The sequence below is a fragment of the Pseudomonas allii genome, from assembly GCF_055380095.1.
This window is the reverse complement of sequence record NZ_AP039450.1, coordinates 1,099,702-1,114,733: the sequence shown is the minus strand read 5'-3', so window position 1 is coordinate 1,114,733 and position 15,032 is coordinate 1,099,702. Positions and strand designations below refer to the sequence as shown.

11 protein-coding genes are annotated in these 15,032 nt (G+C 61.6%); all 11 read left to right on the top strand.

The window, feature by feature from the left end:
* Window positions 1–81: 81 nt before the first annotated feature.
* The 11 genes from alg8 (at window position 82) to ACZ445_RS04935 (ending at window position 14,958) form a co-directional block, all read left to right on the top strand.
* Window positions 82–1,563 carry a mannuronan synthase gene (alg8, locus tag ACZ445_RS04985; RefSeq protein WP_162276396.1) on the top strand — a complete coding sequence of 494 codons (1,482 nt, stop codon included), beginning with the start codon at window positions 82–84 and terminating at the stop codon, window positions 1,561–1,563.
* 35 nt (window positions 1,564–1,598) lie between these two features.
* A complete protein-coding gene (locus tag ACZ445_RS04980) occupies window positions 1,599–2,765 on the top strand; it encodes an alginate biosynthesis protein Alg44 (protein ID WP_058422919.1) in 1,167 nt (388 codons plus the stop codon).
* Between the two features lie 2 nt (window positions 2,766–2,767).
* A complete protein-coding gene (gene algK, locus ACZ445_RS04975) occupies window positions 2,768–4,162 on the top strand; it encodes an alginate biosynthesis TPR repeat lipoprotein AlgK (RefSeq protein WP_058422920.1) in 1,395 nt (464 codons plus the stop codon).
* Entirely contained in the window at window positions 4,159–5,646 is a 1,488-nt protein-coding gene (locus tag ACZ445_RS04970) for an alginate export family protein (protein ID WP_058422921.1), read from the top strand. The genes algK and ACZ445_RS04970 overlap by 4 nt, the downstream gene beginning before the upstream one ends.
* Window positions 5,646–7,214 carry a mannuronan 5-epimerase AlgG gene (gene algG, locus ACZ445_RS04965; protein ID WP_464708026.1) on the top strand — a complete coding sequence of 523 codons (1,569 nt, stop codon included), beginning with the start codon at window positions 5,646–5,648 and terminating at the stop codon, window positions 7,212–7,214. Before ACZ445_RS04970 ends, algG begins: the two co-directional genes overlap by 1 nt.
* An 11-nt stretch (window positions 7,215–7,225) precedes the next feature.
* Window positions 7,226–8,674: an alginate O-acetyltransferase gene (locus tag ACZ445_RS04960; RefSeq protein ID WP_058423165.1), complete on the top strand. Its 1,449-nt coding sequence runs from the start codon at window positions 7,226–7,228 to the stop codon at window positions 8,672–8,674.
* A gap of 8 nt (window positions 8,675–8,682) precedes the next feature.
* Window positions 8,683–9,792, top strand: coding sequence for a mannuronate-specific alginate lyase (locus ACZ445_RS04955; protein WP_122304790.1), 1,110 nt, complete (start codon window positions 8,683–8,685; stop codon window positions 9,790–9,792).
* Window positions 9,793–10,010: 218 nt separating this feature from the next.
* Window positions 10,011–11,543, top strand: coding sequence for an MBOAT family O-acyltransferase (locus ACZ445_RS04950; RefSeq protein WP_058422924.1), 1,533 nt, complete (start codon window positions 10,011–10,013; stop codon window positions 11,541–11,543).
* An 11-nt stretch (window positions 11,544–11,554) separates the two neighbouring features.
* Window positions 11,555–12,727 carry an alginate O-acetyltransferase gene (locus tag ACZ445_RS04945; protein WP_058422925.1) on the top strand — a complete coding sequence of 391 codons (1,173 nt, stop codon included), beginning with the start codon at window positions 11,555–11,557 and terminating at the stop codon, window positions 12,725–12,727.
* 16 nt (window positions 12,728–12,743) lie between these two features.
* Window positions 12,744–13,400 carry an alginate O-acetyltransferase AlgF gene (locus ACZ445_RS04940; protein ID WP_058422926.1) on the top strand — a complete coding sequence of 219 codons (657 nt, stop codon included), beginning with the start codon at window positions 12,744–12,746 and terminating at the stop codon, window positions 13,398–13,400.
* Between the two features lie 106 nt (window positions 13,401–13,506).
* Window positions 13,507–14,958, top strand: coding sequence for a mannose-1-phosphate guanylyltransferase/mannose-6-phosphate isomerase (locus ACZ445_RS04935; RefSeq protein ID WP_058422927.1), 1,452 nt, complete (start codon window positions 13,507–13,509; stop codon window positions 14,956–14,958).
* The last annotated feature ends 74 nt before the right edge of the window (window positions 14,959–15,032 follow it).

Genomic DNA, 15,032 nt, shown 5'->3' with positions numbered 1-15,032 from the left:
GCAACGGCAAGTTCCTGGCTGCAAGCGTACCCATCCCCAGCGCTTGCAGCCGGGAGCCTTCTTCACCTTCGGATGACACTTATGTCCAAGTTAAAACACGTACTGCTCCAATCCGCCGGCTGGCTGTTCTTTTTGAGCCTGCTGATGGGACTCGCCCTGCTCTTGCCGGCGAGTACGTTCGACTCCGAGTCGAAGAATTTTATTTTCCTGATTGGCGCCGTCGGTATCTGGCGCTACTCGATGGGTGCTACGCATTTCTTTCGCGGCATGCTGTTCCTGTACGTGGTCTACCCGCACCTGCGCCGCAAAGTGCGCAAGCTGGGCAAGGCTGCCGACCCGTCCCATGTGTTCCTGATGGTCACCAGCTTCCGTATCGATGCGCTGACCACCGCGCAGGTCTACAGCTCGGTGATCCGTGAAGCCATCGAATGTGGCTTCCCCACCACCGTGGTCTGCTCGCTGGTGGAAATGTCCGATGAGCTGCTGGTGAAGAGCCTGTGGGAACGCATGAACCCACCCGAGCATGTGAAGCTCGACTTCGTGCGTATCGCCGGCACCGGCAAACGCGACGGCCTGGCCTTCGGTTTCCGCGCCATCTCCCGCCACCTGCCGGATGACCGTGCCGTGGTTGCGGTGATCGATGGCGACACCGTGCTCGCCGAAGGCGTGGTTCGCAAGACCGTGCCGTGGTTCCAGCTGTTCGGCAATGTCGGCGGCCTGACCACCAACGAGTTCTGCGAAGTGCGCGGCGGCTACATCATGAGCGAGTGGCACAAACTGCGCTTCGCCCAGCGCCACATCAACATGTGCTCCATGGCCCTGTCCAAGCGCGTGTTGACCATGACCGGCCGCATGTCGGTGTTCCGTGCCAGCGTGGTCACCGACCCGGGCTTTATCGCCGACGTGGAAAGCGACTCGCTGCAACACTGGCGCCTGGGCCGCTTCAAGTTCCTCACCGGTGACGACAAGTCCAGCTGGTTCAGCCTGATGCGCCTGGGCTACGACACCTTCTACGTGCCGGACGCCGCGATCAACACCGTGGAACACCCGCCGGAAAAGAGCTTCATCAAGGCCAGCCGCAAGCTGATGTTCCGCTGGTACGGCAACAACCTGCGCCAGAATTCCCGTGCCCTCGGCCTGGGTGTGCGTCGGTTGGGCCTGTTCACCAGCATCGTGCTGTTCGACCAGCGCGTGTCGATGTGGACGTCCCTGCTCGGCCTGACCGTGGCGATCATCGCCACCTTCAAATACGGCGGCGCCTTCATCCTCGCGTACCTGCTGTGGATCGGCATCACCCGCCTGATTCTCACCCTGCTGCTGTCGTGCTCCGGCCACAAGATCGGCCCCGCGTACCCGGTGATTCTCTATTACAACCAGATCATGGGCGCGCTGGTGAAGATCTACGTGTTCTTCCGCCTCGATCAACAGTCCTGGACCCGCCAGGACACCAAACTGACCCGCGATTTGGCCAGCTTTCAACGTTGGTTCAACACCTGGTCGTCTCGGACCATGACCTTCTCCGCCGGCAGCATCTTCGTTGCCGTGTTGCTGATGATGGTCTGACCCTGCCAAGCCTGAATTAACTAGGAAACCGAACTATGAACAGCCCAGTAAACGCCAACGTTGTCCACGAATCCGAAGCCCAGCGCCAACATGCCCGCGTGAAAATCCCGGCCAAGCTGCGCTTCTTCAACACCGACCGCACCCAGACCGAAGCACGGGTGATCGACCTGTCCGCCGGCGGCCTGGCGTTCACCGCCACCCAGCCGTTGACCGTCGGCGAGGTGCACAAGGGCCGCCTGCAATTTGTCATCGATAACCTCGGCCTGGCCATGGACGTGGAATTGCAGATCCGCTCCTACGACCGCCAGACCGGCCGCACCGGTTGCCAGTTCCAGAACCTCGACGCCCAGGATATTTCCACCCTGCGCCATCTGATCACCTCGCACCTGTCCGGTGACATCGTGACCATGGGCGACGTGCTGGCGACCCTGCAACGTGACAACTTCACCAAGGCACGCAAGGTCAAGGACAGCGGCAGCAACATGAGCGCCGCCGGCCGCCTGCGCGCCGTGGTGTTCAGCGCGGGTATCTTCATCGTCGGCCTGGCGGCTTTCGGTTTCGTCTTCAAGTCGGTGTACGGCATGTACTTCGTCAGCCACGCCCAGGCCGGCCTGGTGAGCGTACCCGGCATGAACGTCACAATGCCACGCGACGGCACCGTGCAGAGCCTGCTCAAGGGTGACGCGGTCGCCGCCAAAGGCGCACCACTGGCCACCTTCAGCACCAGCATGCTCGATGTGCTCAAGGGCCACCTGGACGAAGACCAACTGCAACCGGCCAAGGTTGAAGAGCTGTTCGGCAAGCAAATGACCGGCACCCTGACTTCGCCGTGCGATTGCGTGGTGGCGCAGCAACTGGTGGCTGACGGTCAGTACGCCAGCAAGGGCGACGTGATCTTCCAACTGGTCCCACGCGGCAGCCAGGCCAACGTGGAAGCACGCTTCACCTATCGCCAGTTCGCTGACGTTCGCCCAGGCACCCCGGTGAGCTTCCAGGTGGCCGACGAGGAGCAGATCCGCACCGGCACCATCGTCAGCAGCACCAGCCTGAACAGCGCCGACCTGTCCTCCGACATCCGCGTGCAGATCAAGCCGGACGCACCGCTGGACAGCACCTACGCCGGACGCCCGGTGGAAGTCACCAGCGACCGTGGCCCATCGCTGAACTGGCTGATCGATAAAGCCATGGCTGCGGGTCTTTAATCATGAGCGCCCTTCGAAACCTGCCGGTGCCCCTGGCGCTGGCCATCGCCCTCGCCGGTTGCGCCGGCCTGCCCGACCAACGCCTGGCCAATGAAGCGCTCAAGCGTGGCGACACCGTCACCGCGCAGCAGAATTACCAGCAACTGGCAGACCTGGGCTACAGCGAGGCCCAGGTGGGCCTGGCCGACATCCAGGTAGGCACCCGCGATCCGGCGCAAATCAAACAGGCTGAGGCCACCTACCGTGCGGCAGCGGACACCTCGCCCCGCGCCCAGGCGCGCCTGGGTCGCCTGCTGGTGGCCAAGCCCGGCAGCACCGAGGCCGAACACCATGAAGCCGAAGGCCTGCTGAAAAAAGCCTTTGCCAATGGCGAAGGCAACACCCTGATTCCGCTGGCGATGCTGTACCTGCAATACCCGCACAGCTTCCCGAACGTGAATGCCCAGCGGCAGATCAGCCAATGGCAGGCCGCCGGTTACCCGGAAGCCGGCCTGGCCCAGGTGCTGCTGTATCGCACCCAGGACACCTACGACCAGCATCTGGATGACGTGGAGCGCATCTGCAAGGCCGCGCTGAACACTACCGACATCTGCTACGTCGAACTGGCCACGGTCTACCAGAAAAAAGCCGAGCCGGAAAAACAGGCCGAGCTGCTCAAGCAAATGGAAGCCGGCTACAGCCGTGGCACCGTCACCGCACAACGTGTTGATAGCGTGGCGCGCGTGCTGGGTGACGCCACCCTCGGCCAGCCGGACGAAAAAACCGCCCAGGCCCTGCTGGAAAAAATCGCCCCCGGCTACCCGGCTTCGTGGGTCAGCCTGGCGCAACTGCTCTATGACTTCCCGGAACTCGGCGACGTCGACCAGATGATGAAGTACCTGGACAACGGCCGCGCCGCCGACCAGCCGCGCGCCGAGCTGTTGCTTGGCAAGCTCTACTACGAAGGCAAGTGGGTGCCGGCGGATGCCAAGGCAGCCGAAGCGCACTTCGAAAAAGCCGTGGGCAAGGAAGTGGCCGCCGATTACTACCTCGGCCAGATCTATCGCCGTGGCTACCTGGGCAAGGTCTATCCGCAAAAAGCCCTCGACCACTTGCTGACTGCTGCGCGCAACGGCCAGAACAGCGCCGACTTCGCCATCGCCCAGTTGTTTTCCCAAGGCAAGGGCACCAAGCCCGACCCATTGAACGCCTATGTCTTCAGCCAGTTGGCCAAAGCCCAGGACACCCCGGAAGCCAATGACCTGGCGACCCAGCTCGAAGCGCCCTTGACGCCGGAGCAACGCGCCCAGGGCCAACGCCTGGTGCAACAGGAACTGGCCGCCCGCGGCACCCTGGCCCAGAACACGTTGCAACTGCACGCCCTGGATGAAGAAGACGACGGCGAGGAATCCCTATGAAGCTCAACCCATTCGTCAAGGCCGGCATCGGCCTGACCTTCGCCCTGCTGTGGTCGTGCCCGACCCTGGCCGCGCTGACCGAAGCCAAGAACTTCGGCCTGGAAGTCAAAGCCACCGCGCAGTCCGAAGATGACCGCGACCTCGGCACCCAGAAAGGCGGCGACGTCAACGGCGTCGGCCTCGACCTGCGCCCGTGGATCTACGGTGAAAGCGGCGCGTGGAGCGCCTACGCCATGGGCCAGGCGGTGGTGTCCAGCGACATCATCGAGACTGACCCGCTGCAACAGTCAGCCGATGACGCGAACCAGCAGACCACCAATAACGACCGCAAGGCCAAGAAAAACTACCTGGCCATGCGCGAGTTCTGGGTCGGCTACAGCGGCTTCACGCCCTACCCCGGCGAGATCCTCAAGCTGGGTCGCCAACGCCTGCGCAACGACGACGGCCAATGGCGCGACACCAATATCGAAGCGCTGAACTGGACCTTCGACACCACCCTGCTCAAGGCCAATGTCGGCGTCGCCGAACGTTTCAGCGAATACCGCACCGACCTCAAGGAGCTGTCGCCCAAGGACAAGGACCGTCAGCACCTCTACGCCGACGCCGCCTACCAGTGGACGCCCGGCCAGTGGATCGGCCTGCGCGGTCACCACACCCATGACAACGGCAAGCTCGACTACCCGGAACCGGGCGTGCCCACCGACTCGTTGGACAAGCGCGAAAACGGCGACCTGACCTGGCTCGGTATCGAAGCCAACAGCGACGCCTACAACTGGCGCAATACCAACACCGTCAACTACTGGGCCAGCATCACCGGCATGCAGGGCGACCGCGACACCGTCAACGCGTTGAAAGCCGACGGCAGCCGCCCCGACCAGGCCAAGCGCAGCGATAACGTGAATGGCTGGGCCACCGACCTGGGTATCCGCCTGCGCCTTGACCCGCAGTGGCAAGTGGGCGCGGCTTACTCCCGCGCCAGCGCCGAGTACGAGCAGAACGGCCTGCAAAGCAACCGTTCTAACTGGACCGGCACCCAGTCCCGCGTGCACCGCTTCGGTGAAGCCTTCCGTGGTGAGATGAACAACATGCAAGCCATGAGCCTGTTCGGTTCCTGGCAGCTGCGCGAGGACTACGACGCCAGCCTGGTGTACCACAAGTTCTGGCGTGTCGACGGCAACAAGCCGGTGGGCAGCAACGGTATCGATGCGGTGCAGAACAACACCGACGACGTCACCGGCGCGATCCTGTCCAGTACTTCCCTGCCCCTTGAAGATGGCAAGAAAGACCTGGGCCAGGAGATGGACCTGGTGGTCACCAAGTACTTCAAGACCGGCCTGTTGCCGGCTGCGCTCAGCCAGTCGATTGATGAGCCATCGGCGCTGGTGCGTTTCCGTGCCGGCGTATTCAAACCGGGCGATGCCTATGGCAGCAACGTCGACTCGTACATGCATCGCGCGTTTGTCGACGTGATCTGGAAATTCTGATGGGAGCCCGCCCAATGAATGCTCAAAGCCTACTCGTCGCGGCAATGCTGTTGGCCAGTGCCACAGCGTTTGCCGATACGGCGGCCAAGGCGCCGACCATCGCCAAGGAACTGCAGCAGGCCAAGACCTACACCATCTCCAGCCCGCCGACCGCGCCGCTGGAAATGGCCAAGCCGGCCCTGCCGGACCTGTCGGGCTACACCGCCGCGGCGATGGAAAAGAAGATCGTGCGCGCCAAGCCGGGCAAGATCAGCATCCGCCGCATGATGCAGGAAGACGCCCTCAAGGACTTCATCGGCGGTGACAACAAGATGGCCGAATGGGTGGTGCGCCAGCACGGCATTCCCCAGGCGATCTTTGTGGATGACGGCTACATGAACCTCAAGGACCTGCTGGGCAAGGTGCCCAAGCAGTACCTGAGCGAGACCTCGCCGGGTGTGATCGTGGCCAAGTTGCCGATCGTGGTCGGGCGCAAGGGCATCCTGGAAATCGACAAGAAGACCCAGGAGCTGCGCCTGTCCCAGGAAGCCGGTTCATTCCTGATCAACGACGGCCAGCTGTTTGTGCGTGACACCAAGGTCAGCGGCTGGAGCGAAAAGGCCAACGGCCCGGCGCTGTTCAAGTCGCCCAAGGAATTCCGCCCGTTCCTGCTGGCCTGGGGCGGCACCGAGACCTACATTTCCAACACCAAGATGGCCAGTTTCGGTTACGCCAACAGTAAGTCGTACGGGGTGAGTATTTCCCAGTACACGCCGAACATGGCCAAGGTGCTCAAGCGTCCGGAGCCGACCGGTTGGATCATCGATTCCGAGTTCTCGGACATGTGGTACGGCTTCTACTGCTACGAGACCACCGGCTTTGTGATCAAGGGCAACACCTACAAAGACAACATCGTCTACGGCATTGACCCCCACGACCGTTCCCACGGCCTGATCATCGCGGACAACACCGTCTACGGCACCAAGAAGAAGCACGGCATCATCATTTCCCGTGAAGTGAACGACAGCTTCATCTTCAACAACCGCAGCTACGACAACAAGCTCTCGGGCCTGGTGATCGACCGTAACAGCGTGAACAACCTGATCGCCGACAACGAGATCTACCGCAACCACACCGACGGCATCACCCTCTATGAGAGCGGCGACAACCTGCTGTGGGGCAACAAGGTGATCAGCAACCGTCGTCACGGCATCCGCGTGCGCAACAGCGTGAACATCAAGCTGTATGAGAACACCGCCATGGCCAACGGCCTGACCGGCGTCTACGGCCACATCAAGGATTTGACCGACACCGACCGCGACATCGCCCTCGACCCGTTCGACGCCAAAGTCTCGCTGATCGTGGTCGGCGGTGAACTGGCCGGCAACGGCAGCGGGCCGCTGTCCATCGACTCGCCGTTGAGTATCGAGCTGTACCGCGTGTCGATGCTGGCGCCGACCAAATCCAGCGGCATCAGCTTCTCCGGCGTGCTTGGCGATCGCCAGGAAGAGATTCTCGACCTGCTGGTGCGCCAGCAGAAAGCCGTGCTGATCGACCCTGTCGAACGCCAGACCGAAATGCAGGACTGAGGATGACCCTTATGCACCCACACATGATCAAACTGCTGAGCCTCTCGGGTCTGACCCTCGGCCTGCTCGCGGCCAGCCAGGGCGTGCGCGCCGATGAAGTCAAGGCGCCAACCTTCACCGCCGAACCGTGCTGCAGCCTGTGCCCGGCCGCCCATGATGCGCGCAACTACACCACGCGCTATCAGCAGAACTTCACCACCCTGGTGCAAGCCCAGGGCGACTGGTTGTTCCGGACCCAGGAAGACCTGCGCACCGAATTCGACACCACCCCGTCCGGCTACAAGCGCATGCAACAGCTGCACGACGCGTTCAAGGCCAAGGGCGTGGAACTGGTGGTGGTCTACCAGCCGACCCGTGGCCTGGTGAACCGCAACAAGTTGAACCCCGAGGAAAAAGCCAAGTTCGACTTCGACAAGGCCCTGGGCAACTACAAGACCATGCTCGGTCGTTTCGCCAAGATGGGCTACGTGGTGCCGGACCTGTCGCCGTTGACCAACGAGCAACTGCCGGATGAACTGCCGGCCCACGACTTCTACTTCCGTGGCGACCAGCACTGGACCCCGTACGGCGCCCAGCGCACCGCGAAAATCGTCGGCGCCAAAGTGCGTGCAATGCCTGAGTTCGCGGATATTCCCAAGCGCGAATTCGAGACCAAGCGCTCCGGGCGCATGGGCAAGACCGGCACCCTGCACAACATGGCCGGGCAGCTGTGCGGCACCAGCTACGCGATCCAGTACATGGACCAGTTCACCACCGAGCCCAAGGGCGAAGCGGGCGACGGCGACCTGTTCGGCGATTCGGGCAACCCGCAGATCACCCTGGTGGGCACCAGCCACAGCGGCAAGAACTACAACTTCGCCGGCTTCCTGGAACAGGAAATCGGTGCTGACATCCTCAACGTTGCCTTCCCCGGCGGTGGTCTGGAAGGTTCGATGATCCAGTACCTGGGCAGCGACGAATTCCAGAAGACCCCGCCGAAAATCCTCATCTGGGAGTTCTCGCCGCTGTATCGCCTGGACCAGGAGACCATCTACCGCCAGATGATGGCCCTGCTCGACAACGGCTGCGAAGGCAAGACCGCGCAGATGACCGCGAGCACCACGTTGAAACCCGGCAAGAACGAATTGCTGGTGAACAGTTCGAACAAAGACCTGCGTAATGCCAATCACCAGGTTGATATCCGCTTCGCCGACCCGTCGGTGAAAACCCTGCAAGCCACCCTCTGGTACATGAACGGGCGCCACGAGGACATCAAGATCGAGAAACCCGAAACATCCGATACAGACGGGCGTTTCGCCTTTGAACTGCGTACCGATGAAGACTGGGCCTCGCAGAACCTGCTGGCCGTGGAAGTGCAGGGTCCCGAAGCGGGCGCTGCTGCGCAGAAGGTCGAAGCGAAAATTTGCACACGCAACGTATTCCCAGCCGGTGGTCAGCAGACCGCCTCAACTGGGCAATGAGGTTACCTATGCAGAAGTTACTGATCCCAACGTTACTGGGCCTGGCGATGTTCGCAGGCTCCGTCAACGCCGCCGCACCGCTGCGTCCGCCACAAGGCTATTTCGCACCGATTGAAGCGTTCAAGACCGGCGACTTCAAGGAAAACTGCGACACCATGCCGGCGCCGTACACCGGGCCGTTGCAGTTTCGCAGCAAGTACGAAGGCTCGGACAAAGCCCGTTCCACCCTGAACGTGCAGTCGGAAAAAGCCTTCCGTGACAGCACTGCCGACATCACCAAGCTGGAAAAAGACACCAGCAAGCGCGTGATGCAGTTCATGCGTGACGGTCGCCCCGAACAGCTCGAATGCACCCTGAACTGGCTGGTGTCGTGGGCCAAGGCCGATGCGTTGATGTCCAAGGACTTCAACCACACCGGCAAGTCCATGCGCAAATGGGCACTGGGCAGCATGGCCTCGGCCTATGTGCGCCTCAAGTTCTCCGACTCGCACCCGTTGGCCAATCACCAGCAGGAATCCCAACTGATCGAAGCCTGGTTCAACAAGCTTGCCGATCAAGTGGTCAGCGACTGGGACAACCTGCCGCTGGAAAAAACCAACAACCATTCCTACTGGGCCGCCTGGTCGGTGATGGCAACGTCCGTCGCCACTAACCGTCGCGACCTGTTTGATTGGGCGGTGAAGGAATACAAGGTCGGCGTGAACCAGGTCGACGACCAGGGCTTCTTGCCGAACGAATTGAAGCGTCAGCAACGCGCCCTGTCGTACCACAACTACGCCCTGCCGCCGCTGTCGATGATCGCCAGTTTTGCCCTGGTCAATGGCGTGGACCTGCGCCAGGAAAACAACAGCGCGCTCAAGCGCCTGGGCGACAAAGTGCTGGCCGGGGTCAAGGATCCCGAAATCTTCGAACAGAAGAACGGCAAGGAACAGGACATGAAGGACTTGAAGCAGGACATGAAATTCGCCTGGCTCGAACCCTTCTGCACCCTCTACACCTGCGCGCCGGACGTGATCGAGCGCAAGCATGGGATGCAACCGTTCAAGACCTTCCGCCTCGGGGGCGACCTGACCAAGGTCTACGACCCGACGCATGAGAAAGGTAACAAAGGTTCCTGACAGAACACGGTGAAAAAATGTGGGAGGGGGCTTGCCCCCGATAGCAGGGTGTCATTCAACACAGATGGCAACTGTTAGACCGCCATCGGGGGCAAGCCCCCTCCCACAGTTTGAGTCGGTTTCGTCAGTAGGAATGTAGTACCGCCCTCCTCGTATTTCCGTGGGGGGTTTGGGGGGGCTCTGGCCCTTGACTGTTGGTTAAACATGGAGAGATCGGGATGGTTTTCTCGTCCAATGTGTTCCTGTTTCTGTTCTTGCCGATCTTTCTCGGCTTGTACTACTTGAGCGGGCAACGCTATCGCAACCTGCTGCTGCTGATTGCCAGCTACGTGTTCTACGCCTGGTGGCGAGTGGACTTCCTGGCGCTGTTCGCCGCCGTCACGCTGTGGAACTACTGGATCGGCCTCAAGGTCGGTGCGGCCGGCGTGCGCACCAAGCCGGCCCAGCGCTGGCTGCTGCTCGGCGTGGCGGTCGACCTGTGCATCCTCGGCTACTTCAAGTACGCCAACTTCGGCGTCGACAGCATCAACGTGATGATGAAGTCGGCGGGCCTTGAGCCGTTCATCCTGACCCACGTGCTGTTGCCGATCGGTATCTCGTTCTACATCTTCGAGTCCATCAGCTACATCATCGACGTGTACCGTGGCGATACCCCGGCGACCCGCAACCTGATCGACTTTGCGGCGTTCGTGGCGATCTTCCCGCACCTGATTGCCGGCCCGGTGTTGCGCTTTCGCGACCTGGCCGACCAGTTCAACAACCGCACCCACACCCTCGATAAATTCTCCGAGGGCTGCACGCGGTTCATGCAGGGTTTCATCAAGAAGGTGTTCATTGCCGACACCCTGGCAGTCGTCGCCGACCACTGCTTCGCCCTGCAGAACCCCACCACCGGCGATGCCTGGCTCGGCGCGCTGGCGTACACCGCGCAGCTGTACTTCGACTTCTCCGGCTACAGCGACATGGCCATCGGCCTGGGCTTGATGATGGGTTTCCGCTTCATGGAAAACTTCAAGCAGCCGTATATCAGCCAGTCGATCACCGAGTTCTGGCGGCGCTGGCACATCAGCCTGTCCACCTGGCTGCGTGACTACCTGTACATCACCCTGGGCGGCAACCGTAAAGGCACGCTGACCACCTACCGCAACCTGTTCCTGACCATGCTGCTCGGTGGCCTGTGGCACGGTGCGAACATCACCTACATCGTGTGGGGCGCCTGGCACGGCATGTGGCTGGCGATTGAAAAAGCCATCGGCCTCAACACCGCGCCGCGCAGCTTCAACGTCGTGCGCTGGGCCTTCACCTTCCTGCTGGTGGTAATGGGCTGGGTGATCTTCCGCGCCGAAAACCTGCACGTCGCCGGGCGTATGTACGGTGCGATGTTCAGCTTTGGCGAGTGGTCGCTGTCGGAACTCAACCGCGCCAACCTCACCGGCCTGCAAGTGGCAACCCTGGTGGTGGCCTACGCAACCCTGGCGTTCTTTGGCCTGCGCGACTTCTACACCAATCGCCCTGCCGAGAAGACCAAGCCGGCCGACCCGAGCCTGATCAAGGCCGTACCGGGCGACAACCCCGGCAGCATCCACCAGCCCGGCTTCACCGTGGGCCAGGATGCCGCTGTGCAACCGGCCTACTGGACCGCTGACTGGCCACGCTACGCCATGCGCGCTGCGGTGCTGCTGCTGTTCGTGGCGTCGATTCTCAAACTGTCGGCGCAGAGTTTCTCGCCGTTCCTTTACTTCCAATTCTGAGGGAGCCGACCATGACCCGTTCATTACGCGTCCTCTATATCGGCCTGTTCCTGGTGGTGTTGCTCGCCCTGGGCGCCTGGTCGCTGCGCAGCTTCTTCGGCTTCAGCACCAATGCCGACGCCACCGTGCTCAACGGTCGCTGGACCAAGGCCGTCGAGACCCACTACGACGACCAGTTCCCGATCAAGCGCCTGGGCACCAACCTGTGGGCGGCGCTGGACTACAAGCTGTTCAATGAAGGCCGCCCTGGTGTGGTGTTGGGCCGCGATCACTGGTTGTACAGCGACGAGGAGTTCAACCCCGCCGTCAACGAAGACCAGAACCTGGAAGGCAACTACGCGCTGGTCGAAGGCGTGCGCCAGAAGCTCAAGGCCCAGGGCATCCAACTGGTGATGGCGATCGTGCCGGCCAAGGTGCGCCTGTACCCGGAACACCTGGGTGAAGTCAAACCGGCCAGCATCCACGCCAACCTGTACCAGGACTTCCACGCCCGTGTCGCCGCCGACAAGATCATCGCCCCGGACCTGCTCGGCCCGCTGCAACAGGCCAAGCTCGGCGGCAAGCAGGTGTTCCTGCGCACCGACACCCACTGGACCCCGGACGGCGCTGAAATCGCCGCCAAGCAATTGGCCAAGACCATTGCCGCCAAGACCCCACTGAGCGGCGAACCCCAGCGTTTTGTCACCGAGGCCGAGAGCACCACACCGCACAAAGGCGACCTGCGTCTGTTCCTGCCGCTGGACCCGCTGTTCGAAAACCTGATGCCGCCGCAAGAGCCGCTGCAAAAACGTGTCACGCACCTGGCCGAAACCAAAGGCGACGACGCGCTGTTCAGCGACAGCGAAACCCCGGTGGCCCTGGTGGGCACCAGCTACAGCGCCAACCCCAACTGGAACTTCGTCGGTGCCCTCAAGCAAGCCCTGGGCAGCGACGTGGTCAGCTACGCCGAAGACGGCCACGGCCCGATCCTGCCGATGCTCAGCTACCTGAAAAGCGATGACTTCAAGAACAGCCCGCCCCAGGTGCTGATCTGGGAGTTTCCTGAACGCTATCTGCCCGTAAACAACGAAATCGGTGATGCCGACCCCGCGTGGGTTGCGCAGCTTAAACAAGCCGGTTCGCGCCAACAGAACATGGCTTTGAACACTCAAAAATCCGAGACGCCCGACCGGGCGCAAAACTGAAAGAGAGGTAACTCACATGACTTTCACTACAACTCCTCGTCGTCTCGCTAAAACCCTGGCCATCGCAGCCGGTTTGAGCTTCGTATCGATGTCCGCCTTCGCCGGTGGCGACGCCGCCCTGTACGGCCCTACCGCGCCAAAAGGCTCGAGCTTCGTGCGTATCTACAACGCCAGCAACCAGGAAGTCAGCGCTACCGTCGGCGCCACCAACCTGAGCGACGTGGCCCCACTGGCCAGCAGCGACTTCAGCTTCATGCCCGGCGGTGACTACAGCGCCAAGGTCGGCAGCCAGACCGTACCGGTCAAGCTCGCTCCAGACCACTACTACACCCTGGTCAACAGCGGCAGCGGCCAGCCACAGCTGATCGAAGAACCGCCGTTCAAGAACAAGCAGAAGTCCCTGGTGCGCGTGCAGAACCTCAGCGACAAGGCCCTGACCCTGAAAACCGCCGATGGCAAGACCGATGTTGTCAAGTCGGTGGCAGCCAAGGGCCGTGGCGAGCGTGAGATCAACCCGGTGAAAGTAAGCCTGGCGTTGTATGACGGTGACAAGAAAGTCGGCGATGTGAAGCCAGTGGCCCTGGAGCGTGGTGAGGCAGCCGTGCTGTACGTCACCGGTTCCGGTTCGAGCTTGTCGCCAGTCTGGGTCAAACGCCCAGTGTCGACCCGCTAAAGCATTTTTCCGGGTTGGTTGAAACCAACCCGGACCGAGACAAAAACAAGAGTGAAACGACAAACCTTCGTAGCTCTGACCCAAATCGATTCAAGGAGAAACACCCATGATTCCAGTTATCCTTTCCGGTGGTAGCGGCTCACGTCTTTGGCCGCTTTCCCGTAAACAGTTCCCTAAACAATTCCTGGCCCTGACCGGTGAGCACACGCTGTTCCAGCAAACCCTGGAGCGCCTGGTGTTCGAAGGCATGGACACCCCGATCGTGGTCTGCAACAAGGACCACCGTTTTATCGTCAACGAGCAACTGGCCGCACGCAAGCTGGAAAGCCAGCGCATCCTGATGGAACCGTTCGGCCGCAACACCGCGCCGGCCGTGGCCCTTACCGCGATGATGCTGGTCAATGAAGGCCGTGACGAGCTGATGCTGGTGCTGCCCGCCGACCACGTGATCGACGACCAGAAAGCCCTGCAACGCGCCCTGGCCCTGGCCACCGTGGCCGCCGAGCGTGGCGAGATGGTGCTGTTCGGCGTGCCGGCCACCCGTCCGGAAACCGGTTATGGCTACATCAAGTCCACTAACGATTCGCTGCTGCCCGAGGGCGTGAGCCGCGTCGAGCAGTTCGTGGAAAAACCCAATGAAAAACGCGCCGTCGAGTTCGTCAAAAGCGGCGGTTACTTCTGGAACAGCGGCATGTTCCTGTTCCGCGCCAGCCGCTTCCTCGAAGAGCTGAAAAAGCACGACCCGGACATCTACGACACCTGCCTGCTGACCCTGGAACGCAGCGAACAGGATGCCGATACCGTGTCGTTCGACGAAGCCACCTTCGCCTGCTGCCCGGACAATTCCATCGACTACGCCGTGATGGAAAAAACCCAGCGCGCCTGTGTGGTGCCACTGAGTGCCGGTTGGAGCGACGTGGGTTGCTGGGCCTCGCTGTGGGCCGTAAACGATAAAGACGTCCACGGTAACGTCAGCAAAGGCGACGTGGTGATCCAGGACAGCCGCAACTGCATGATCCACGGCAACGGCAAACTGGTATCGGTGATCGGCCTGGACAACATCGTAGTGGTGGAAACCAAGGACGCGATGATGATTGCCCACAAGGACAAGGTCCAGGGCGTCAAGCAGATGGTCAACACCCTCAACGACCAGGGCCGCAGCGAAACCCAGAACCACTGCGAAGTCTATCGTCCGTGGGGCTCCTACGACTCGGTGGACATGGGCGGGCGCTTCCAGGTCAAGCACATCTCGGTCAAGCCGGGCGCGTGCCTGTCGCTGCAGATGCACCACCACCGTGCAGAACACTGGATCGTGGTCAGCGGCACCGCCGAAGTGACCTGTGACGAGAACGTGTTCCTGCTCACCGAGAACCAGTCCACCTACATCCCGATCGCCTCGGTGCACCGCCTGCGCAACCCGGGCAAGATCCCGCTGGAGATCATCGAAGTGCAATCGGGCAGCTACCTGGGTGAAGACGATATCGAACGCTTCGAAGATATCTACGGTCGCTCCACACCGGTTGAACGTGGCGTGTCGGTGAAAACTATCGCGCAGTAAAACAGTCGTACAAGAAGCCCTCGCCCAGCCCATTGCGTCCCCTATCCGCAGTGGGTTGGGTGGGGGCTTTTTGT

Bases quoted from the DNA above. Each gene is read 5' to 3' on its own strand.
- alg8 (WP_162276396.1), top strand. From the start codon at position 82: ATGTCCAAGTTAAAACACGTACTGCTCCAATCCGCCGGCTGGCTGTTC.
- ACZ445_RS04980 (WP_058422919.1), top strand. From the start codon at position 1,599: ATGAACAGCCCAGTAAACGCCAACGTTGTCCACGAATCCGAAGCCCAG.
- algK (WP_058422920.1), top strand. From the start codon at position 2,768: ATGAGCGCCCTTCGAAACCTGCCGGTGCCCCTGGCGCTGGCCATCGCC.
- ACZ445_RS04970 (WP_058422921.1), top strand. From the start codon at position 4,159: ATGAAGCTCAACCCATTCGTCAAGGCCGGCATCGGCCTGACCTTCGCC.
- algG (WP_464708026.1), top strand. From the start codon at position 5,646: ATGGGAGCCCGCCCAATGAATGCTCAAAGCCTACTCGTCGCGGCAATG.
- ACZ445_RS04960 (WP_058423165.1), top strand. From the start codon at position 7,226: ATGCACCCACACATGATCAAACTGCTGAGCCTCTCGGGTCTGACCCTC.
- ACZ445_RS04955 (WP_122304790.1), top strand. From the start codon at position 8,683: ATGCAGAAGTTACTGATCCCAACGTTACTGGGCCTGGCGATGTTCGCA.
- ACZ445_RS04950 (WP_058422924.1), top strand. From the start codon at position 10,011: ATGGTTTTCTCGTCCAATGTGTTCCTGTTTCTGTTCTTGCCGATCTTT.
- ACZ445_RS04945 (WP_058422925.1), top strand. From the start codon at position 11,555: ATGACCCGTTCATTACGCGTCCTCTATATCGGCCTGTTCCTGGTGGTG.
- ACZ445_RS04940 (WP_058422926.1), top strand. From the start codon at position 12,744: ATGACTTTCACTACAACTCCTCGTCGTCTCGCTAAAACCCTGGCCATC.
- ACZ445_RS04935 (WP_058422927.1), top strand. From the start codon at position 13,507: ATGATTCCAGTTATCCTTTCCGGTGGTAGCGGCTCACGTCTTTGGCCG.